Origin of the sequence: Rhizobium sp. NLR22b, assembly GCF_019685295.1 — a bacterium.
In the GTDB taxonomy this organism is placed as follows: Bacteria; Pseudomonadota; Alphaproteobacteria; order Rhizobiales; family Rhizobiaceae; genus Rhizobium.
This window is the reverse complement of sequence record NZ_JABDWM010000010.1, coordinates 1-20,133: the sequence shown is the minus strand read 5'-3', so window position 1 is coordinate 20,133 and position 20,133 is coordinate 1. Positions and strand designations below refer to the sequence as shown.

The 20,133-nt window shown below is 59.9% G+C and carries 17 protein-coding genes, 1 tRNA gene and 2 pseudogenes; 15 read left to right on the top strand and 5 right to left on the bottom strand.

Features of this window, described 5'->3' with window-relative positions:
* The first annotated feature begins 207 nt into the window (after nucleotides 1-207).
* The 4 genes from HJC00_RS17185 to HJC00_RS17170 all read left to right on the top strand — a co-directional run bounded on the left by HJC00_RS17185 (nucleotide 208) and on the right by HJC00_RS17170 (nucleotide 3,473).
* On the top strand, nucleotides 208-1,521 hold the full coding sequence (locus HJC00_RS17185) for a sugar ABC transporter permease (RefSeq protein WP_210630304.1): 1,314 nt from the start codon (nucleotides 208-210) through the stop codon (nucleotides 1,519-1,521).
* 14 nt (nucleotides 1,522-1,535) lie between these two features.
* Nucleotides 1,536-2,318 (top strand): ATP-binding cassette domain-containing protein, encoded by a 783-nt coding sequence (locus HJC00_RS17180; RefSeq protein WP_085738045.1) that lies wholly within the window; start codon nucleotides 1,536-1,538, stop codon nucleotides 2,316-2,318.
* A gap of 202 nt (nucleotides 2,319-2,520) precedes the next feature.
* Nucleotides 2,521-2,597, top strand: a tRNA-Arg gene (locus tag HJC00_RS17175).
* Nucleotides 2,598-3,131: 534 nt separating this feature from the next.
* The gene (locus HJC00_RS17170) at nucleotides 3,132-3,473 is read left to right on the top strand and encodes an NIPSNAP family protein (protein WP_138393473.1); all 342 of its coding nucleotides are present in this window, start codon (nucleotides 3,132-3,134) and stop codon (nucleotides 3,471-3,473) included.
* 595 nt (nucleotides 3,474-4,068) lie between these two features.
* Here the strand turns inward: HJC00_RS17170 and HJC00_RS32635 are convergent.
* Nucleotides 4,069-4,272 (bottom strand): annotated as a pseudogene (locus HJC00_RS32635) (ATP-dependent DNA ligase); the annotation flags it as partial.
* A 2-nt stretch (nucleotides 4,273-4,274) separates the two neighbouring features.
* On the opposite strand from HJC00_RS32635, the pseudogene HJC00_RS32630 reads away from it, so the two are divergent.
* The 3 genes and pseudogenes from HJC00_RS32630 to HJC00_RS17160 all read left to right on the top strand — a co-directional run.
* Nucleotides 4,275-4,388, top strand: a pseudogene (locus HJC00_RS32630) (thermonuclease family protein); the annotation flags it as partial.
* A 760-nt stretch (nucleotides 4,389-5,148) separates the two neighbouring features.
* A complete protein-coding gene (locus tag HJC00_RS17165) occupies nucleotides 5,149-7,125 on the top strand; it encodes an acyltransferase family protein (RefSeq protein ID WP_210630302.1) in 1,977 nt (658 codons plus the stop codon).
* A gap of 128 nt (nucleotides 7,126-7,253) precedes the next feature.
* The gene (locus tag HJC00_RS17160; protein ID WP_221164396.1) at nucleotides 7,254-8,621 is read left to right on the top strand and encodes a DUF882 domain-containing protein; all 1,368 of its coding nucleotides are present in this window, start codon (nucleotides 7,254-7,256) and stop codon (nucleotides 8,619-8,621) included.
* A 538-nt stretch (nucleotides 8,622-9,159) separates the two neighbouring features.
* Here HJC00_RS17160 and HJC00_RS17155 read toward each other — a convergent pair.
* Nucleotides 9,160-9,447 carry a DUF982 domain-containing protein gene (locus HJC00_RS17155; RefSeq protein WP_259665254.1) on the bottom strand — a complete coding sequence of 96 codons (288 nt, stop codon included), beginning with the start codon at nucleotides 9,445-9,447 and terminating at the stop codon, nucleotides 9,160-9,162.
* A gap of 271 nt (nucleotides 9,448-9,718) precedes the next feature.
* On the opposite strand from HJC00_RS17155, the gene HJC00_RS17150 reads away from it, so the two are divergent.
* From HJC00_RS17150 to HJC00_RS17135, 4 genes are all read left to right on the top strand, one after another.
* Entirely contained in the window at nucleotides 9,719-9,991 is a 273-nt protein-coding gene (locus HJC00_RS17150; RefSeq protein WP_210630298.1) for a BON domain-containing protein, read from the top strand.
* Nucleotides 9,992-10,114: 123 nt separating this feature from the next.
* Nucleotides 10,115-10,510 carry a DUF1236 domain-containing protein gene (locus HJC00_RS17145; RefSeq protein ID WP_221164395.1) on the top strand — a complete coding sequence of 132 codons (396 nt, stop codon included), beginning with the start codon at nucleotides 10,115-10,117 and terminating at the stop codon, nucleotides 10,508-10,510.
* A 94-nt stretch (nucleotides 10,511-10,604) separates the two neighbouring features.
* Nucleotides 10,605-11,393, top strand: a complete 789-nt coding sequence (locus HJC00_RS17140; RefSeq protein WP_221164394.1) for a DUF1236 domain-containing protein — start codon at nucleotides 10,605-10,607, stop codon at nucleotides 11,391-11,393.
* A gap of 133 nt (nucleotides 11,394-11,526) precedes the next feature.
* Complete coding sequence (locus HJC00_RS17135; protein WP_210630292.1) at nucleotides 11,527-11,853, top strand: GYD domain-containing protein; 327 nt, start codon at nucleotides 11,527-11,529, stop codon at nucleotides 11,851-11,853.
* Nucleotides 11,854-11,944: 91 nt separating this feature from the next.
* Here HJC00_RS17135 and HJC00_RS17130 read toward each other — a convergent pair whose 3' ends face one another.
* Both HJC00_RS17130 and HJC00_RS17125 read right to left on the bottom strand, forming a co-directional pair.
* Nucleotides 11,945-12,943 (bottom strand): ABC transporter permease, encoded by a 999-nt coding sequence (locus tag HJC00_RS17130; protein ID WP_085779084.1) that lies wholly within the window; start codon nucleotides 12,941-12,943, stop codon nucleotides 11,945-11,947.
* Nucleotides 12,944-12,975: 32 nt separating this feature from the next.
* The gene (locus tag HJC00_RS17125; protein ID WP_210631578.1) at nucleotides 12,976-13,719 is read right to left on the bottom strand and encodes an ATP-binding cassette domain-containing protein; all 744 of its coding nucleotides are present in this window, start codon (nucleotides 13,717-13,719) and stop codon (nucleotides 12,976-12,978) included.
* 243 nt (nucleotides 13,720-13,962) lie between these two features.
* Between HJC00_RS17125 and HJC00_RS17120 the strand changes: the two genes are divergently transcribed.
* Entirely contained in the window at nucleotides 13,963-14,943 is a 981-nt protein-coding gene (locus HJC00_RS17120; protein WP_210630291.1) for an NAD(P)-dependent oxidoreductase, read from the top strand.
* 46 nt (nucleotides 14,944-14,989) lie between these two features.
* Complete coding sequence (locus tag HJC00_RS17115; RefSeq protein WP_210630289.1) at nucleotides 14,990-15,982, top strand: sugar-binding protein; 993 nt, start codon at nucleotides 14,990-14,992, stop codon at nucleotides 15,980-15,982.
* A gap of 42 nt (nucleotides 15,983-16,024) precedes the next feature.
* Here HJC00_RS17115 and HJC00_RS17110 read toward each other — a convergent pair whose 3' ends face one another.
* The gene (locus HJC00_RS17110; RefSeq protein ID WP_221146919.1) at nucleotides 16,025-16,900 is read right to left on the bottom strand and encodes a LysR family transcriptional regulator; all 876 of its coding nucleotides are present in this window, start codon (nucleotides 16,898-16,900) and stop codon (nucleotides 16,025-16,027) included.
* A 124-nt stretch (nucleotides 16,901-17,024) separates the two neighbouring features.
* On the opposite strand from HJC00_RS17110, the gene ampC reads away from it, so the two are divergent.
* Nucleotides 17,025-18,179 (top strand): class C beta-lactamase, encoded by a 1,155-nt coding sequence (gene ampC, locus HJC00_RS17105; RefSeq protein ID WP_221146918.1) that lies wholly within the window; start codon nucleotides 17,025-17,027, stop codon nucleotides 18,177-18,179.
* Nucleotides 18,180-18,549: 370 nt separating this feature from the next.
* On the top strand, nucleotides 18,550-19,530 hold the full coding sequence (locus HJC00_RS17100) for an NAD-dependent epimerase/dehydratase family protein (protein ID WP_221164393.1): 981 nt from the start codon (nucleotides 18,550-18,552) through the stop codon (nucleotides 19,528-19,530).
* The last annotated feature ends 603 nt before the right edge of the window (nucleotides 19,531-20,133 follow it).

The window sequence follows — 20,133 nt, the reverse complement described above, 5'->3', positions numbered from 1 at the left end:
TGCGGACGGGAATTCCAACGACGAAGTTTTCTCCGCCTCGCCGCACCATCGCAGACTTGCATTCCCTGCCGGAAGAGCGTCGCGACGCCACGCGACCGGCTTCCGGAAGCATCGCGATGGTCAGTTGAAGACAGACGAATGACGCCTTTGGCAGCCTCTCGCATGCTGGCGCAGCCGTCCAAACAAGAATGGGGGAACGGCAAACCCATGGCCGAAATGGTAAAATCAACGACCTCAAGCGGGCCGCGAACGGCGGAAGCCAATCCGGTGAGCCGCTTCTTCCGCGCCACCGAGATCGACACGCGCCTGCTCGGCATGATCGGCGCGCTCGTCATCATCTGGATCGGTTTCCACATCATCACCGGCGGCCTGTTCCTGACCCCGCGCAATCTCTGGAACCTCTCGGTCCAGACGACCGACATCGCGATCATGACGACGGGCATGGTGCTGATCATCGTCACCCGCAACATCGACCTTTCGGTCGGCTCCGTGCTCGGCCTCTGCGGCATGATCATGGGTGTGACGCAGGCGAAGATCCTGCCCGAATATATCGGCTTCGACAGCCCCTTCACCTGGGTGGTCACGCTGCTCATCGGCATCATTGCCGGCGGCCTGATCGGCACCTTCCAGGGCATGATCATCGCCTTCCTCAACGTTCCCTCCTTCATCGTCACCCTCGGCGGCCTGCTCGTCTGGCGCGGCGCGACCTGGCTCGTCACCAGCGGCCAGACGGTTGCCCCCATGGACCAGACCTTCCGCATCATGGGCGGCGGCGCCGAGGGCTCGATCGGCGCGACCTGGAGCTGGGTCGTCGGCATCGCCGCCTGCCTCTTCGTCATCGCCAGCATCATCGGCTCGCGCCATCAGCGCCGCCGCTTTGGCTTTCCGCGCCGGCCGATCTGGGCGGAATATTTTCTCGCGACCTTGAGCTGCGTGCTGATCCTCGGCGCCGTCTCGATCGCCAACAGCTATTACTGGCCGATCAATATCGCCAAGAAATATGCCGAGACCAACAATATCCCCTGGCCGGAAACCGGCCTCGATATTCCCTACGGCATCGCCGTGCCGGTGCTGATCGCCATCGTCGTCGGCATCATCATGACCTTCATCGCCACCCGCCTGCGCTTCGGGCGCTATGTCTTCGCGATTGGCGGCAACCCCGAGGCGGCCGAACTTGCCGGCATCAAGACCCGCTGGGTGACGGTGCGCATCTTCGCGCTGATGGGCGTACTCGCAGCCATTGCGGCGGCGATTTCCACCGCCCGCCTCAACGCCGCGACCAACTCGCAGGGCACGCTCGACGAGCTCTACACCATCGCCGCCGCCGTTATCGGCGGGACGTCGCTGGCAGGCGGCACCGGCACCATCGCCGGCGCCATGCTCGGCGCGCTCGTCATGCAGTCTCTGCAATCCGGCATGGTGCTGGCGCATGTCGACACACCGCTGCAGAGCGTCGTCGTCGGCACCGTCCTTGTCGTGGCGGTCTGGCTCGACACCGTCTACCGCGCCCGTGCCAAGTGAGAGGAGCTCCAGATATGGCTGATCAACGCACTCCCCTCGTGGAACTGAAAAACATCTCGATCTCCTTCGGCGGCATCCACGCCGTGGACAACGCCTCGGTCGATCTCTACCCCGGCGAAGTGGTGGCCCTGCTCGGCCATAACGGCGCCGGCAAATCGACGCTGATCAAGATCCTCTCCGGCGCCTACAAGCGCGATGGCGGCGAGATCCTTATCAATGGCGAGCCGGCCGAGATCCGCAACCCGCGCGATGCCAAGAAATACGGCATCGAGACGATCTACCAGACGCTTGCTGTGGCAGACAATGTCGACGCCGCCGCCAACCTCTATCTCGGCCGTGAACTGAAGACCCGCTGGGGCACGCTCGACGACGTGGCGATGGAAGCCTCGGCGCGCGAGGTGATGGGGCGCTTGAACCCCAACTTCAAGCGCTTCAAGGAGCCGGTGAAGGCGCTTTCGGGCGGCCAGCGGCAATCGGTGGCGATCGCCCGCGCCATCCTCTTCAACGCCCGCATCCTGATCATGGACGAGCCGACGGCGGCCCTCGGCCCGCAGGAGACGGCGCAGGTGGGCGAGCTGATCAAGCAGCTGAAGAAGGAAGGCATCGGCATCTTCCTCATCAGCCACGACATCCACGATGTCTTCGACCTCGCCGACCGCGTTTCGGTGATGAAGAACGGCCAGGTGGTGGGCCACGCCCGCACCGAGGACGTGACCAAGGACGAGGTGCTCGGCATGATCATCCTCGGCAAGGTGCCGCCGAAAGCCATCCCCGGCCCCGGCGCCATGCAGATCTGACCGCCGGCGCCCTGCCCTAGACAACCAAGCTCCGCCGCCCACAAGGCCGGCGGAGTTTTTATGTGGCATTCCGCAGGCTGACGGATAAAAACGCCCGCCAAATTGCAAGCATCGGTATTTCCGAGAATTTCGCGATTGAAGCCGGCCGCAAGCTAGGCTAAGAACCACCCATCGGACAGGCGATTCAAACCGCCTTCGGCATGCACCCGTAGCTCAGCTGGATAGAGTGTTGGATTCCGATTCCAAAGGTCACAGGTTCGAATCCTGTCGGGTGCGCCAATTTTTTCAGGCATTTTCGGGATTTGCATCAGCGGCGAAAAGCTGCAGGAAGCATATAGGAATCAAGCTCCAATAGCCTTGTCCACATCTCTCATGCCTCACTTCGCCGTTTAGCTGTGGCGGGGCGAGATCTTTGGCGCAACCTGGCACGAGGTTGTCACACGAAAACAAAAGATAACGTCGCCGCCAAAATCGTCCGGCCCGGCAGTTGTTCTTTCGATGCGAGTTATGTGCATTTAACTGCTCCTTGCGGCGGATTTGCCTTGATGCCAATGGCAGCGACCCTGACCTTGCCATGCCTCTCGACAATCTGGCTGCCATTCTATCCGAGCAGCTGAAGTGTTGGCTGACGACATCGCTGACATGGAAGATGACGACACTTACGATCTGAGCGGTTCAGCCAAATCTCTTAAATCGCGGATCTGAGGGGCACCGCGGAACCATTGATTGCCTTACGGAATTTCGTAAACTACCCTTCATTTCCGAGAGCGGTTTGAGGACGCTCCAAAGGGCATCCCGCATGAGGAGCATACAATGATCCACGAATTGCGCATCTATACATGTTTGCCGGAGAGGCTGCCGGCACTACAGCAGCGTTTCGAGACCGCGACGCTGGCGATCTGGGAACGCCTCGGCATCCGCTCACTCGGCTTCTGGACGACGATGATCGGTTCTTCCAGCAACGATCTGACCTATCTGCTCGAATGGCGGTCGCTGGCGGAGCGCGAGCAGAAATGGGCCGAATTCATCGCTGATCGTGAGTGGCAGGAAGCGAAGGCGAAGAGCGAGGCGGATGGGGCGATCGTCGCCAACATCACCAGTTCGCTGCTGAAGCCGACACGCTTCTACCGCGGCTTCTCCAACCCGTCGGAATAACGGTTACGGCCGGCCATGACCACGCGCGACACCGTCACCCTCCCTGAAGACGCCGCCAGCCGGATCGCAGATAGTTCGCGAGCTGATTTGCCGATCATGCGATGTTGATGGAAGTGCCTAAACCGTATTATGGCGAGCACCTACGTGCGAAATGATGACAGCCAAGCGGTCTACTTACACCTCTACCTTCATCGAGCCGTACGGGAGCGGCCTAGCGAGCTTAGTCATCATGCCTTCTAGCGCCATTTCTGTTTGAGCGCGCCGCCAACCGTGGACATTTGAGGCTCCCGAGTTCGACGGAACAGCCTCGATCCCACAGAGAGTCGGACAGCAGGCATTTAAGTCACTGCTAATGCTCCCCATATAAGATGCTGCGCCGGTCGGGTTCTTCGTCCGGCGTAGCGGCGTGCTCCTGCGTTCATGGATGGTGCAGTTGAGCCGCCGCACTTCTTTCTCAACGGAAGCCGAAGAAGCTCAGGATAGCGAGTACGATGACTACGGCGCCGACGAGCCAGATTAGGTTATTCATGTGAAATCTCCTTCAAGATGAAATGAGCCAAGCTGCAAGCACATAATGTGTGGCGGCAGTTCATGTTCCATTTCTCATTGCCTGGACATAGACGAGCTGCCCTCCTTTGCGCGCGGCGAGCAGAAGCCTGCCGATGCCGCCGAACGAGGCTGTCGACTTCTCATATCCAATGATCGCGAAGCTGTCGCTCTGGATGCATTTGATCTTCAGTCACTCGCCGCCTCGGCCGCTCCGATAGGTGCTGTTCCGATCCTTGGCGATGATCCCCTCCCCGCTCCCTCGTAAACATCTATCGAACGAATGGGGAAGAGATCGGGAAGAAGCTCCTTGTGGAATGCTTCGCTCGCAGCTGGAGCCCGAGGCGACGCAACGATTGGTGTGATTGAGGTCGAATAGGGGATGGCCGCCCAACGCACAGGAGATACAATGCTCGGGGTATAGCAAAGTGATCGCTGAGCAGCCCACCCACCTCAATGTTACGAGATATTACTGCAAGTAGAAGTCAATTTGTGTTTTCGTGCGAAATCGAAAAATATTCCCACTGGTTGAAAATTCATTTGTGAACGCAGAACCGTTAAAAGTAATATTTTTGAAAAATTTCTGAGCTCGTGCAAAGTAATTTGCAGCGCCCAGGTGCGCGATTCCTTCAAAAGAACCCCACTGTGCCAACCCCCGCTAAGCTGCGGGGGCGCTGTTTGTCCAGCATCGTACCGGAACCGCATTGGACAATACAGGTTAACTCACCGGATCGCGGGAGAAGCCAGTACTTCAGATCGCATAAGGCCTTCCTCTCGGCGATCCACCCAGAGTTGGGTCGTGCGGAGGCAATTTTCCGGTCCACTCCCAAGCGACGCTCCGCGCGACCCTCCTCAGCAAGGCTGAGCGCCCTCAGTGGCGCGTCAGAAATCAATCCTGTCTGGTGCGAAGATGATAGCAGTTGCGTCGCTTCTTCTGATTGTCCGTTGAGGAGGGTTCCGGAATGCTGAACTACAACAGCGCAGAAAATTAAGGTCGGAATCGACCCCGCCCCCAAACCTTTTAGCAGGCCCTACTGTTCTCCCGCCAAGATCTCTGTGCTAGGCAGCCCCGAAAGCGCCACTGATGCGCGCGACCAGAGTTACCCTCTCGATATCGAAGGCAGTACGCTTGAAGGTTTACCGACCAGAGATTGACGGCCTAAGGGCCATATCGGTGATAGCGGTTATTCTCTATCACGCCGAGTTCACGGTTGCCGGCCACACGTTGCTTCAGGGTGGATACATCGGCGTCGATGTGTTTTTTGTGATCAGCGGCTTCCTGATTTCCCGGATTTTGCTGACAGAAATCGAAGCGACGGGACGTATCGATTTCCTCAAATTCTATGCCCGGCGTGCCCGAAGAATTCTGCCTGCATTGTTCGCAGTCATTTTCGCGACGATGCCCTTCGCCTATTATTTTTTGTTGCCGTTGGAACTCACTGACTACGCGAACTCCATAGGCTCTTCGCTCCTGTTTGGATCGAACATCTATTTTTATTTTACCGCCGCGCAGTACGGGGAGCCCAATACCCTTCTCAAGCCTTTTCTTCACACCTGGTCGTTGAGCGTCGAAGAGCAATTTTATATTGGGTTTCCGGTCTTGTTGCTGATCGTGCGCCGATACCTGAAATCCAGGTTTTTGCCGTGCGTGTTGGTCGCGGCAGCCCTGAGCTTTGTATTCTGTTTCGTCACGGTACGGCACGATCCGCAACAGGCCTTCTACTCGCCGCTCACCCGGGCCTGGGAACTGCTGGCCGGAACACTGCTCGCCTATTACGAGGTACGGCGTGGACGGCCTCGCCCCCAGCCGTTGCTCGCGGCGGCCGGGCTTATCCTCGTTGTTGGTTCACTCATCTTGTTTGAAAAGGGTACGGTTCATCCTGGCCGGGTCACTGTGATTCCAGTTCTCGGGACCTGTCTGGTGCTCGCATTCGCCAGCCGCGAGAACGCAATCGGGCGCCTGTTGGCTTCTCGGCCTGCGGCGCTCACCGGATTGGTGTCCTACTCCTTATATTTGTGGCATTATCCGGTCTTCGCCTTCTGGCGGCTGACGAGCTTGGATTTCGGCAACAGCGACAAGTTTCTCGCCATCACGGTGACGGTCCTGGTCTCCGTCGTCAGCTTTGTCGTCGTCGAAAAGCCCCTTCGCCACAGCAGGAGAAGCCGCGCTCTCTGGGTCACCTTAAGCTCATCCGTTGCAACCATCGCGGCTGCTGTCCTTTCAGCAATCATGATGGCCGGTTTTCCTCACAGGTTGGATGACGTCTATTCACCTCTCGCGCAGGCGAACGAAGCACGGCTCGAAAGCACGTTTTTAAGCTTGAACGACAACATTCAAGCTGAGAAGCCCGTGATCTTCATCATTGGGGACTCGCACGCCAGAAACTGGTCGATTGCGCTGAAAAATTACATCGATACCGACCGGTATCAAGTCGTGGCCCTCAGCTATTTGAACTGCATGGTCGAGATCAAGAACGATAATGTCAAAGCCCCCTCTCGCGCCAGCATTTACGACAAATACTGCATTCCCTTTGAACAATATATCAACGACAAATCATTGCTCAGCCGAACGAAAGCGATCTTCCTCACGAGCCTTCGGCCTTTCGAGTACACCGCCAACGCGTTCAGGTTCGAGCTTATTTCCTGGATGAAAAGCCACTCGGATAACGCGCGCGTTTTCGTTTTCGGAAACTATTTCCAGCTCGACGAATCGCACTCGTGCCTGGGGCTGATGTTTCAGAGAAAATCCGATGCCTCCATATGCCTGCGGGAAGCGAGCTATCCGCCGGCCAACCAGCCTTTGGCGCAATTGCCGTTGTTCCCTTCCGATCTTGCGTTCACCTATGTCGATATCGTCAAGCTTCACTGCGATTACGACAAGGAGAAATGCCTCACCAGCAGCAAGGGTGTTCCGTTCATCACAGACTGGAACCATATGACAGCAGAATTTCTGACAACCTTGATTGGTGACATTCTGGAAAAGAGAACCGCCGATCTACGCAGCGACGGCCTGCTCGATTTCCTGGTACCGCCGCACGCCAGCCAAGCCGAACGAACGGCAAGTTCTCAGCCGAACGCCACCTCTTCCGCTTCTCCATCGAATTAAGCGGTGAGACGCCAAGCTTGCGCAACTGATCGTTAGGAATTTGTTGACCATAAACTGGCTTTACTGAGCCTGATGGATGCGGCGTTCCCGCGCGTCGTCCGAGTGTTTGGTGTGGGACGGGTTTGTTCGTGTTGAAGTATTCACAGGGTTTATCGGGTGAAGCCTTGGGCGGAATTGCCGCGCTCCTGTCGCGTGCCAAACGCTTCGCAGCGCAGACCATTCTGCCGGCTCTATTTGCGCTGCCGGCACTTATCGGTTCTGCGTCCCTCGCCTCAGCGGAAGATCGGGCGCTGAAGCTGTTCTTTACCCATACGGGCGAAAGGGCCACGATTACCTACAAGCGGGATGGAAAGTTCGATCCCAGGGGCCTGTCTCAGATCAACCGGTTTCTGCGCGACTGGCGAAGGAACGAGCCGACGCGGATGGATCCGCGGCTGCTGGACCTGGTCTGGGAGGTGTACAAGAAGAGCGGCGGCAAGGATTATATCCACGTCGTCTCCGCCTATCGGTCCCCTGCCACCAACAACATGCTGCGCAATCGCTCGCGCAGCACTGGAGTCGCCAAGAAGAGCCAGCACATGCTGGGCAAGGCGATGGATTTCTACGTTCCCGGCGTGAAGCTTTCAACGCTGCGTGCCATTGCCATGCAGATGCAGGTCGGCGGTGTCGGGTATTATCCGACCTCGGGATCGCCCTTCGTGCATCTCGACGTCGGCAATGTCCGGGCCTGGCCCCGCATGTCCCGGCAGGAACTCGCGCGCATATTCCCGAATGGGAAGACGATGCATCTTCCGGCCGATGGCCGCCCGCTGCCGGGATATAACCAGGCGGTTGCAAACTACAGGAAGCGCGTCAGTGCCACCGCGATCGAGATCGCCAGCACCGCCGGAGAAGACGAAGACGTGGCGGCGTCGAGCACGCCGAGCGGCGACACCAAGGACAGCAAGCTGGTGACGGCGCTGCTGCCGGCGCCGAAGAGCCGGGCCTTGAATGCGCTCGCGCAGCAGACTGGCGCGGTCGAGCGGGATGACAAAGGCTCTGCTTCGGATCTTTCATCTCTCCCGATTCCGATACCGGCGATGCGCCCGTCAGCCGTTGCGCAGGACGCGGGCGCGGACGACAGGCTGGAAACTGCCTCGATCGGCCCGATTGCAGCCCTTCCGGAGAAACGGCCGCCCGCATCGCCGGCTCACGCGCGCTTCCATCCCGTCGTCGGCGCACAGCAGACCTCCAGGCAGGACGTTGACATGATCGCCTCCCTGCCGATGATCGCGTCTTGGGAAGAAGCAGATTTCCTTGGATCGACGTCCGAAGCGGCGCTGATGCAATGGGCGCTGCATTCTCCCGGGGCGGCGTTTGGCTTGAGCGCGCCTCGCCTTTCTCCCCGCACGGTTCATCGCGAAGCGCATGTCGCGGCTTCAGACGAGAATCCCGTTCCGGTCGCCGCCACAGGTCCGTTCGACGCCAGCCGGTTTTCGTCGCTCCCGGAGGGTTGACCACTGGAAAACGATAGAAGGCGTTTCTAGGCTTGCGTCAGAGAATTGCTCAGTTGCTGTAGGGACAATGGCGGAGAGCTGATGGCGACGCGGCAATAACAGAGATGCTCTTCTCTCTCTTCGCGATCAGATCAGAGCGATCAAAAAGTTTCAACGCAAAGTTTGAACTATATCATCACTCGCCCAGTGCTCAAGATCCGTATTGATAGATCATGCGTCGCAGGAACTTCTTCAGTACCGGTGCGTTAGGAGTGCGAATGTGATCGTCGCTCGGTCGACCTCGCATTTGTCCTTTCCAACTCTTTGCAGCCCCGCAAGTCAGCGGGGCTTTATTTTGCAGAAGTACTTTGCTCCGTACGGCACCGTACGGAAACTCTTGCGGCCCGCGGGCGTTTCTTGCTTCGGATCGCGCAGAGGGAGCCTCTCCTGTCTCCGCGCGCACCCCTATGCTCTGTGCGATCCACAATACCTCAAGACACCGACCCACCATTTCATGCCGCCGTACAAATGCCGCCGCCTCAGGCAACATCTCACTGGCTCAGTGAACAACCGCGATCACCCGTATTCCGGCTTCCTCCGCGGCGCGAATGAGTGCGGCGCGCGCTACATGGGGCGAAATATTGCCCTGGATCGCGTCCAGGCAGGTCTTTACAGCCGCTATATATTCCCGGCCGTCATCCGTCGGCCAGGCGGCGATAAGCGCGCCGGCGACCTCGCCGAGCGACCGGACCAGCCTGTGTTTTTCCTGACCGTCCATTACAAGCATCAGAGGCGCGAAGTCTTCGCTTGTGTGCCAGTCCACGATACCGACCGTCTGTATTGCCATTCGTTGCTTTACCCTCACAAGAAGCCTTCCCTATCCCCTGAAACGCGGGGCCTGGATCGGCAGGTTGGCGCTTCGCCAGGAGGTCTCGGCGGTGTTTCGCGACAGACCAAAACCTTCCTGAGATGTCCCTTGAATCGGACGGGAAGCATCTAAGGCAGGTGATGCCGGGGAAAAGCCGGACCTAAGTCGGACTGGAAGGGCGGCACCTGCTGTTCATATAACAGAGTCATGTAACCTGCAGGTCCGTGGAGGGGCGGAACGGGAGGAGGAGATGAAGTTCGGCCCTGACAACAACAACCACGAAGAGCGCTGTCCGCAAGGCCACAGTTCGGCAGCGACCATCGCCACAATCGAAGCAGCCCTTTCCGCTGATCCCGACATCGACAGCAGCGCTATCGAGGTCAGGATGCTCGGTCCCGTCGTGCTGCTGGAAGGCTATATTACAAAGCCCGCCGACCGCGAGAAAGCCATCTCGCTGGCGGCGATGATCGTCGGCCAGGAGAATGTCCACGACCGGATGCTGAGCCGTTTCCCGACGCAGTAGCGAGGAGTCGGCGGCTGGGACCAAGGTCGGCTAAAGCCCCGGCCTGAAGACCTAACTCCGGAACCGTTCCTCCATTAGCCGGTTGGCACTCCAGCGGAACCAACCGCATCAATGGAGCAATAAATGAATATCAAAGCAGTAACAACTGCCGCTGGCATCCTGCTGGCATCGGCGTCTGCCTTTGCGCAGCAGTCGACGGTCACAGGTGCGGTCGGTGGCGCCGCGACGGGTGCCATCGTCGGCGGCCCGGTGGGTGCCGCCGTCGGGGGCATTGTCGGCGGCGTCGCAGGCAGCGTCATCGATCCGCCGCCGTCAAAGGTGGTGACCTATGTCGAGCAGGCTCCCGCCCCGGCTGAGCGCGTCGTGGCGAAGGAGAAGGTTGTCGTCGGGCAACCCCTGCCGGAGACCGCCGTCGTGACGCCAATTCCCGATGATCCGAAATATGCATACGCGATCGTCAACGATCAGCGTGTGATCGTCGAACCTTCCTCGCGGACGGTCATCCAGGTCATCGAATGACCCCTGGGCGGCAAAGCCGCCATTCCAATCAGGGCGCGCATGTCACACATGAGGGTGCAGGCGGCATCGCGCGTTCGAACTTCGGAGATTGATCATGAAAAGCAACCATCTCACCATGCTTCTGGCAGTGCTGTCGCTTAGCGTGTCGCCGCTTGCCACACTGCCGGCCGCGGCCCAGCAGGACGCCACCAAGAGCAGCGGCCAGACCCAGTCCGGTTCTCAAAGCACGGATTCCGGTTCGCAGGCCGGCTCCGGCAAGACCGACTGCACCCCCGATGCTTCCGGAGCCTGCCCGCAGGGCAAGGGCCAGACGACGCAACAGAAATCCGGCCAGGGCTCCGACATGAAAAAGAGCGCTGAACAGCCTTCGAACGACAACGGTTCGACGAGTGGAAGCCCCTCGGGCAAGGCTTCGACGGAAACCAAGCCCGCATCGCCGGACGCCAGCGGCGCCACCACGACCGAACAGAAGCCCGCCGCCAAATCCGGCACCACCACCACGCAGAGCGGCGATACGTCGAAGCAGCCGAGCGATCAGAACGCGACGATGACAAACAAGAGCTCGTCCGAAACCAACGTCAACAACAACACGACGACCAACAACCAGACGAACACCAAAACCAACGTCAACATCTCGGTCGAGCAGCAGACCGAAATTCGAACGGTCGTAAAGGAGGCCCATGTCAAGCCGGTGAAGGAAGTGGACTTCACGGTCTCCGTCGGGGTGAAAATCCCGAAGAAAGTCCGGCTTGAACCACTGCCCCCACGCATCGTCAAGATCGTTCCGCAGTATGTAGGCTATCGCTTCTTCATCCTTGCGGATGGCCGGATCGTTATCGTCGATCCGAATGCTCTGACGGTTGTCTACATCATCGAGGCCTGACAGCTGGTCCCGGCGGCGCCCTCTTCGCCGCCGGGCCGTCCCCCGGCACCCTCCATTGGATACGCACATTGAGTGACTCGCCTTCCTCTTGGCTTAAGCGTTTACTCAGTCGGTCTGGCGGAGGAAGCAGACCATGGCCATGTATCTCACACGCTTCAGCTACACGCCCGAGACCTGGGCGCGCATGATCGAAAAGCCTGAGGATCGCCGCGAGGCGGCACGCAGCTACATCGAATCCGTGGGCGGCAAACTCCATGGGTTCTGGTACGCCTTTGGCGAGCATGACGGATGGAATTTGTGGGAGGCGCCTGACAACGTATCGATGGCGGCCGTCACGCTTGCGATCGGCGCCGGCGGCGCGCTCAGCTCGATCGAGACCACCGTGCTGCTCGAAGTCGAGGATACGATCCTGGCCCTGGAAAGAGCGAAGTCGATCCGATACCGCCCGCCGGCAGCCTAGGTTGCGGTAGCATCAAAGCGCGCCGAGACCTTTCGGATCCGCTCGCGCTTCAGCTCATGGTTTACGCAGGCGGCTGTCGAAGGATCGCAGCCTACTCGCTCTGCCTGAAATTCCGGATGCGATCGAACAGCACCGCCAGCACGATCGCGCCGCCGATAAAGGTCCCCTGCCAGAAGGCGTTGATGCCGAGCAGGCCGAGGCTGTTGCGGATCACTTCGATCAGCGCCGCGCCGACCAGGGCGCCGAAGGCGGTGCCGACGCCGCCGGCGAGATTGGCGCCGCCGATGACGGCGGCGGCGATGACCTGCAGCTCCATGCCGGCACCGATATTGGTGGTGACGGCGCCGAGCCAGCCGGTCTGGACGATGCCGGCAATGCCGGCAGACAGCGCCGAGATCATGTAGACGGCGACCTTGATGCGGCGCACGGGAACCCCGGTCAGCGTTGCGGCGTGTTCATTGCCGCCAATGGCAAAGATATAGCGGCCGAAGCGCGTCCAGCGCAGCACGAAGCCGGTGAGCAGCGCCAGGATGATCATGTAAAGGACGGGATTGGCAATGCCGAGGAACCAGGCGCCGCCGCCGAGCGCCAGCAGCTTGTCGTGATCGGGACCGAACTGGAAAACCACGGTGTTGTTGGAGGCGACCATGGCGAGGCTGCGCGCCACTGACAGCATGCCGAGCGTCACCACGAAGGGCGGGAAATCGAGATAGGCGATCATCACGCCGTTGAAGGCGCCGACGACAAGCGCCGTGCCGATCGCGGCCGCGATGCCGATTTCGATGCCGTAGCCGGCATGCATGGTGACCGCCAGCACCATGCTGCAGAGGCAGAGCACCGAGCCCACGGAGAGGTCGATGCCGCCGGTGATGATGACGAGCGTCATGCCGAGCGCGATGATGGCGACAAAGGTGACGTTGCGGGTGATGTTGTAGAGGTTCTTCGCCGTCGCGAAGGAATCGGTGGCGAAGGACAGGAAGAGGCAGGCGAGAATGACGGCGATCAGCACCCAGAAGGTCTGGCTGCCGACGAACTCCGAAAGCCGGCTTCGCTCTCTCTGCGCAATCGTCTGGTCAAGGGTAACTGCCATTGCTGACCTTCTTTTCTGCCGTGCCGCGCCGCTCAAACCTGTTCGATGGCGCCTGTTATGAGACCCGTCACTTCCTCCGGCGAACTCGCCGCAATCGGTTTGTCGGCGACTTTCCGGCCGCGGCGCATGACGATGACCCGATCGGCGACGGTGAACACGTCGGGCATGCGATGGCTGATCAGCACGACCGCAATGCCGCGATCGCGCAGCTCGCGGATCAGGTTCAAGACCTCGGCCACCTGGCGAACCGAGATGGCGGCCGTCGGCTCGTCCATCAGCACGATCTTCGCCTCCGACAGCATGGTGCGGGCGATCGCCACCGCCTGCCGCTGACCGCCCGACATCTGTTTGACGAGATCGCGCGGGCGGGTTTCCGATTTCAGCTCCTTGAAGATCTCGCCGGCGCGCCGATACATCGTCTTGTAATCGAGAATGCGGAACGGGCCGACGCCGCGGCTGAGCTCCCGGCCGAGGAAGACGTTGGCGGCGGCCGTCAGATTGTTGCAGAGCGCCAGATCCTGATGGACGATCTCGATGCCGTGCTGGCGCGCCTCGACCGGCCGGTGCATGACGATCTCCTTGCCGTCGAGGCGCATCGTGCCCTCGCTCGGCCGGAAGTTGCCGGCGATCATCTTGACCAGCGTGCTCTTTCCGGCGCCGTTATCGCCCATCAGGCCGACGACCTGGCCGGCTTCGAGCGTAAACGACACGTCATTGACAGCCTGGATGGCGCCGAAGTGCTTAGAAATATTGGTGAGTTCGAGAACCGCAACCAGCCGACCACCCTCCCCGGAACCTGCAGGTCTGCCTTCGCCGCCAGTTGCCGGTCAGACGCCTGCGATCTCGCTTTTGCCGATCTCCTCCCGGAAGAGCGATTGGGTTCATTAATGCAAAAGCGCCAGGAATCGTCAATCGAATGTCCGCTAAAACGGCCCCTCATCACAAAAATCTATTTAGTACGACAAATACAGATTGACGCGGGAAACGCGCGCATATTAGCTGTTGCTGGGGAGAGAGGTATGCTGATCCTTGTCACCGGGGCTACGGGCAAGGTCGGGCGGCGCTTCATTACTGGGCTGCTTGACGAGCCGCGATTTTCCAAAGCACGCATTCGCGCGCTTTGCCATAATCGCGTGCTTGATGAAACCGACCGCGTCAGTGTCGTGAAGGGTTCGATCGCCGACAGCGACGTCGTCGCAGCGGCGATGGACGGTGTCACCCATGTCGTGCACCTCGCCACCTGCAAGGAGATCCCCGCGGATGTGATGGACATCACCGTCAAGGGGCTGTTCTGGCTGCTCGAGGCGTTCCGCGCCAGCCCCACGGCAAAGCAGTTCATCCTGATCGGCGGCGATGCCGGCATCGGGCATTTCTTCTATCGCCATGACGGACCGGTGACCGAAAAGACGCCGCATAGCGCCTATCCCGGCTGCTACGCGCTCTCCAAGGTGCTGGAAGAGGTGATGCTCGAGCAGTTCGCCATCCAATACGGCATCAACAGCTGCTGCCTGCGCGCTCCCTGGATCATGGAGAAGGACGATTTCAAGTTTACCCTCTCTTTTGGTGACGATGTCTTCGGCGGGCCGGACTGGAAGAGCCTGGTGCCGCCGGCCGATGCGGAACGTTATGCGCGCGCCGGCACGGTGCCGCTGCTGCGCGATGCCGACGGGCGGCCGCTGAAGCGCAATTTCGTCCATGTCGACGATCTTGTCACGGCGATCCTGGCGGCGATCGACAATCCGCGCGCCGTGGGGCAGCTTTTCAACATCGCGATGGACCGGCCGGTCGATTACGGCGAGGTCGCCGCTTATCTCGCCCGCACGCGCGGGCTCGGCTCGGTCGACATCCCGAGCGAATATCACTCGAACTGGATGGATAACAGCAAGGCGAAGTTCCTCTTGGACTGGCGCCCCGTCTACGATCTGGAAAAGCTCATCGATTCAGCCTGGGAATACCGGCGTTCAAGGGAGGAGCCTCGTATCGTCTGGTATCCCGGTTGATAACAGGGCGGGCGAAGGCGTCCGCCATTTCAAAAGGGAGGAAGCTATGAGGAAGGCATTATTGCTGGGTGCTGCTGCAGTCCTGGCGTTCACGGCCGGTGAGGCCATGGCCGCCAAGAAGCAGCTGGTCATCGTCGTCAAGGGCCTCGACAATCCGTTCTTCGAGGCGATCAACCAGGGTTGCCAGAAGTGGAACAAGGAAAACGCCTCGGCCGAATATGAATGCTTCTATACCGGCCCGGCATCGACCTCGGACGAGGCCGGCGAAGCGCAGATCGTCCAGGATATGCTCGGCAAGGCCGATACGGCGGCAATCGCCATCTCGCCCTCCAACGCCAAGCTGATCGCCCAGACGCTGAAGACGGCCAATCCGAGCGTGCCCGTCATGACGCTCGACGCCGATCTGGCGGCCGAAGATTCGGCTCTGCGCAAGACCTATCTCGGCACCGACAACTACCTGATGGGCGCCAAGATCGGCGAGTATATCAAGAAGGCCAAGCCGAAGGGCGGCAAGATCTGCACCATCGAGGGCAATCCCGGCGCCGACAACATCCTGCGCCGCGCCCAGGGCATGCGTGACACGCTGAGCGGCAAGAAGGGGCTCGACGCCCTGAAGGGCGAAGGCGGCTGGACCGAGGTGGCGGGCTGCCCGGTCTTTACCAATGACGACGGCGCCAAGGGCGTGCAGGCGATGACCGACATCCTTGCCGCCAATCCCGACCTCGATGCCTTCGGCATCATGGGCGGTTGGCCGCTGTTCGGCGCACCGCAGCCCTATCGCGACCTGTTCAAGCCGATGGCCGACAAGATCGGCAAGAACGAATTCGTCATCGGCGCCGCCGACACGATCGGCGACGAAGTGGCGATCGCCAAGGAGGGCCTCGTGACCGCGCTCGTCGGCCAGCGGCCCTTCGAAATGGGCTACAAGGCGCCGACCGTGATGATGGATCTCATCGCCGGCAAGAAGGTCGACGATCCGGTCTTCACCGGGCTTGACGAGTGCACCAAGGATACGGTCGACACCTGCATCCAGAAATGACGCCCTAATCGGAGCGCCCATTCCGGTGGGCGCTCCCCTGCATTACCCTTCGATTTCCGAAAAGATCCAGTCGGAAAAAATGCGCATGGCCGGCGTGACCGGCCGCGACTGCAGGCGCGTCAGCCAATAGTTTCCGAGCGAGATGGCGGTGGCGAAAGGCTGAACGATCGCGCCCGAGCAGAGGTGCCTTGAAAACATCGCGGGCGGGGCGAGCGCCACGCCGAGCCCTTGCAGGGCCGCCTCCATCATGCCGACGGAGGAATCGAAGACGATGCCGGCATTGACTTGGGCGGCCGGCGGCACGCCCGCGGCCTGGAACCAGGTGCTCCACTCATCCGTGCGGTAGCTGCGAAGCAGCGTCACTCCGGCAAGGTCTGCCGGCGATTGGAGATCATCGGCCAGTTTCGGGATGCAGAGAGGCGAAAACGGCGCTTCGAACAGGCGCTCAGCCTGCGTGCCGTGCCATGAGCCGCTGCCGAAGCGGATGGCGAAATCGAGCCCTTCCGCCGCCGGATCGACGCGGTTGTTGTTGGTGGAAATGCGCAGATCGATGAAGGGATGCCGGCGCTGGAAATCCGCAAGCCGCGGCAGGAGCCAGCCGACGGCGAAGGTTCCGACGACGCCGAGGAACAGCAGCTCGCGCACCTGCCCTGCCTCGATCCTGCCGAGCGTCGTCGCCATCTGGTCGAAGGAGGCGGTGACCGTCGGCAGCAGCGCTTCGCCTTCCGCGGTGATCTTCAAGCCGCGGGGAAGGCGCTGAAACAGCGCCACCCCCAACCGCTTCTCCAGGCCCTTGACCTGCTGGCTGACGGCCGCCTGGGTGACGCAGAGCTCGATTGCGGCGCGGGTGAAGCTCAGATGTCGCGCGGAGGCTTCGAAGGCGCGGAGACCGTTCAGCGGAAGGAATGGACGAACCATGTAAGCCCTAGATTTTCTTTTATCTCCCGCGAGATATCATCGTTTGTGATCGGAAAACAGCGCCTTTAAACGCGGCCTGAGTGCGCTTCACGCTCTGTTGACCGACCTTTGGAGGATGACCGATATGAATATTATTGGGGTAAGAATTTTATCAGCCGCTTTGATCTCGACATGCACTTGCGCAAGCGGCTTTGCCGCCGATGCCGCGAAAGTGAGGGCGATCGCCGACGCCGCGATCAAGCCGGTCATGGAGAAGAATGCCATCCCGGGCGTTGCCGTCGGCATCACCATCGATGGAGAGCAGCATGTCTTCACCTATGGCGTCGAGTCGAAAGAGACCGGCCGGTCCGTGGCGCCGACGACGCTGTTCGAACTCGGATCGATCAGCAAGACTTTCACTGCGACGCTGGCATCTTACGCTGACGCGAAGGGCGGGTTTTCGCTTGACGGCAAGGTGAGCACATATCTGCCGGCGATGAAGGGCAAGCCGTTCGGCGATGTCGCGCTGATCAATCTCGCCACCCATGCCGCTGGCGGATTTCCGCTGCAGCTGCCTGACGACGTCAACACCGAAAAGCGGCTGCTTTCCTATTTCGCTGCCTGGGAGCCCTCTTACGCGGCGGGGACGCAGAGAAGTTACGCCAATCCAAGCATCGGCATGCTCGGCTACATCACGGCGAAGGCGATGGGCGGCGATTTCACCGCCCTGATGGAGGGCAAACTGTTTGCCGCTCTCGGATTGAAGAACACCTTTATCAAGGTGCCAAAGTCGCGGCTGGTCGATTATGCCCAAGGCTATAAGCGCAGTGGCGAGCCGGCGCGGCTGACCCCTGCCCTGCTCTCCTCCGAAGCCTATGGCGTGAGATCGACCGCCGGCGACATGATCCGCTTCGTCGGCGCCAATATGGGCCTGGTCAAGCTCGACCAAACGCTGCAGCAGGCGATTGCCAGGACCCATACCGGATATTTCAGCGTCGGGGCGATGACCCAGGATCTGATCTGGGAGCAATATGCCTATCCCGCCACCCTGGCGAGCCTGCTCGAGGGCAATTCGGCCGCGATGCTGAAGACAATTCCGGTCTCTGAGTTCAGGCCACCGATGAAACCGCGTGACGACGTCTGGATCAACAAGACAGGCTCGACCAACGGCTTCGGCGCCTATGTCGCCTTCATTCCCAAGGAACGCCTCGGAATCGCCATCCTGGCCAATAAAAATTATCCCAATGAGGATCGGGTGGCCGCCGCCTATCAGATTTTGACCGCGCTTGCGGCCGACTGATCGCAAAGGGTGCAGTCTGCGTGACGGACGCGGAGCGGACTGTTTACGCGTCGTCCGCGAAGCACAGCGAGGGCAATGCTCTGAATCAAGTGCTCGTCTCGAGTCGGACCTTAGCCCGATGCGCGACTGCGCCCTTATGATAGAGAACTCTTTGCGACTGACGGACATGCTGTAGTCGAGCCGGCTATAGCATGTCCAACAGTCCGCAACTTCGCCCCGCAGTACACAGGTCGATGCTACCTTAAGTACTGAACATTAATAATTAAGATTAACGCGCGAGTATTTCTTAGAATTTCTCTAGGTAATTGCCAGTTCTTATAGGGAATGCTAATAGACAATTACCTTTTTGAAGTCATCAGGAGCAATGCAAATGAAAACTGTATTGATTTCGGGCGGAGCTGGTTTCATCGGATCTCATCTGTGTGACCGACTTCTGCTCAGGACTGACGTTCAGAAACTCGTCGTTGTCGACAATCTTTGGACCGGACTTTTCGAAAACATAGAGCACATCAAGGACCCGCGTTTCCACTTCGTGAAATCGGACGTCGAAACCCTGCAGACCTCCGATAAATTCGACGAAATCTACCACCTTGCCTCTCCCGCGTCGCCGCCCTGGTATATGAAGGAGCCGAAGCGGACGATTTCCGCCAATCTTCTCGGGGCAATGCGGCTTCTCGATCTTCTGAAGAAGGGCGGTCGCTTCGGCTTTGCTTCGTCTTCCGAAGTCTATGGCGATCCGCTGGTCTCGCCGCAGCCGGAATCCTACAAAGGCCAGGTCGACTGTACCGGGCCACGCTCGTCCTACGACGAGAGCAAGCGCTGCACGGAATCGCTGCTGTTCGAAATGCAGCGCACCCAGGGGCTCGACGTCAAGGTCGTCCGCCCCTTCAACATTTATGGCCCCCGCACCCGCGCCGACGATGGGCGCGCGGTCTCCAACTTCATCACCCAGGCGCTCTTGGGCCGGCCGATCACCGTATTCGGCGACGGTCTGCAGTCCCGCAGCTGGGGTTATGTCGACGATATCGTCGACGGTTTCGCCCGATATTTCTGGATAAACCAAACCGACTATAAGGGGCCCCTGAATGTCGGCAACGATCGCGAGATCTCGGTTCTGGAGGTCGCGCAATATGTCTCCCGCCTCGTCGGCGGCGCGCCGATCGTCTTCGAGCCCTCCCCCCCGCAGGATCCCACCAACCGGCGGCCGGACCTCAGCAATGCGAACTACGTCATGCCCGAGTGGTCGTGCAAGATCACTTATGAACAGGGTGTGGCTCTGACGCTCGACTGGTTCAGGGAAAAACTGAAGACGGACCAACAGTCATCGCAATTGCGAACGGCGCGGCGCTAATCGGGCAGCTTTCGGACGCACGAAGGCTACTCCGATTTTCCGAACTGACGCATCGTGCCTTCCGAAGATCGATCTCGATTCAGGTTCGATGCGCACGGCTCAAGGGTGCGATCGAGAGTGTATGGATGCGAGTACCAATTCCGTCTGATCTCAAGGATATGAATTTTCCGGTACCCCTTCACTATCTAGAGCTTTTCCGGGTTAGATTGAATCATTCTGTTGGCTCAAACGGAGTCGGATGGTCGACCGGCCGGCGCGCGTCGTAGCCCAGTTCTACGGCCAAGCGGGCCGGTCGATCAGCCGGCCCGTTTCAGCCAACCCGAAGGGCCGGGCATGCTTCCGCCAGGATCAAAGGCGATCGGCTCGGACGTACCTGGGTATGCCCGTCGCCAATCGCCTTTGCCCTGACGAAAACCTGCTCCGGCAGAATGCTTCAATCTAGCCCGGAAAAGCTTGTCTTATGATTTCCACGCTTTTTGTTGAGATAAAGAAGCGCCGGAGAGGACGGCCATCCTTCTCCGGCGATGGGGGACGGATCGTGAAATGGCAGGTCGACGTTCTTGCGAATGCCGGGCCGAGCTAGAGTTTGATCGCCCCCATCTT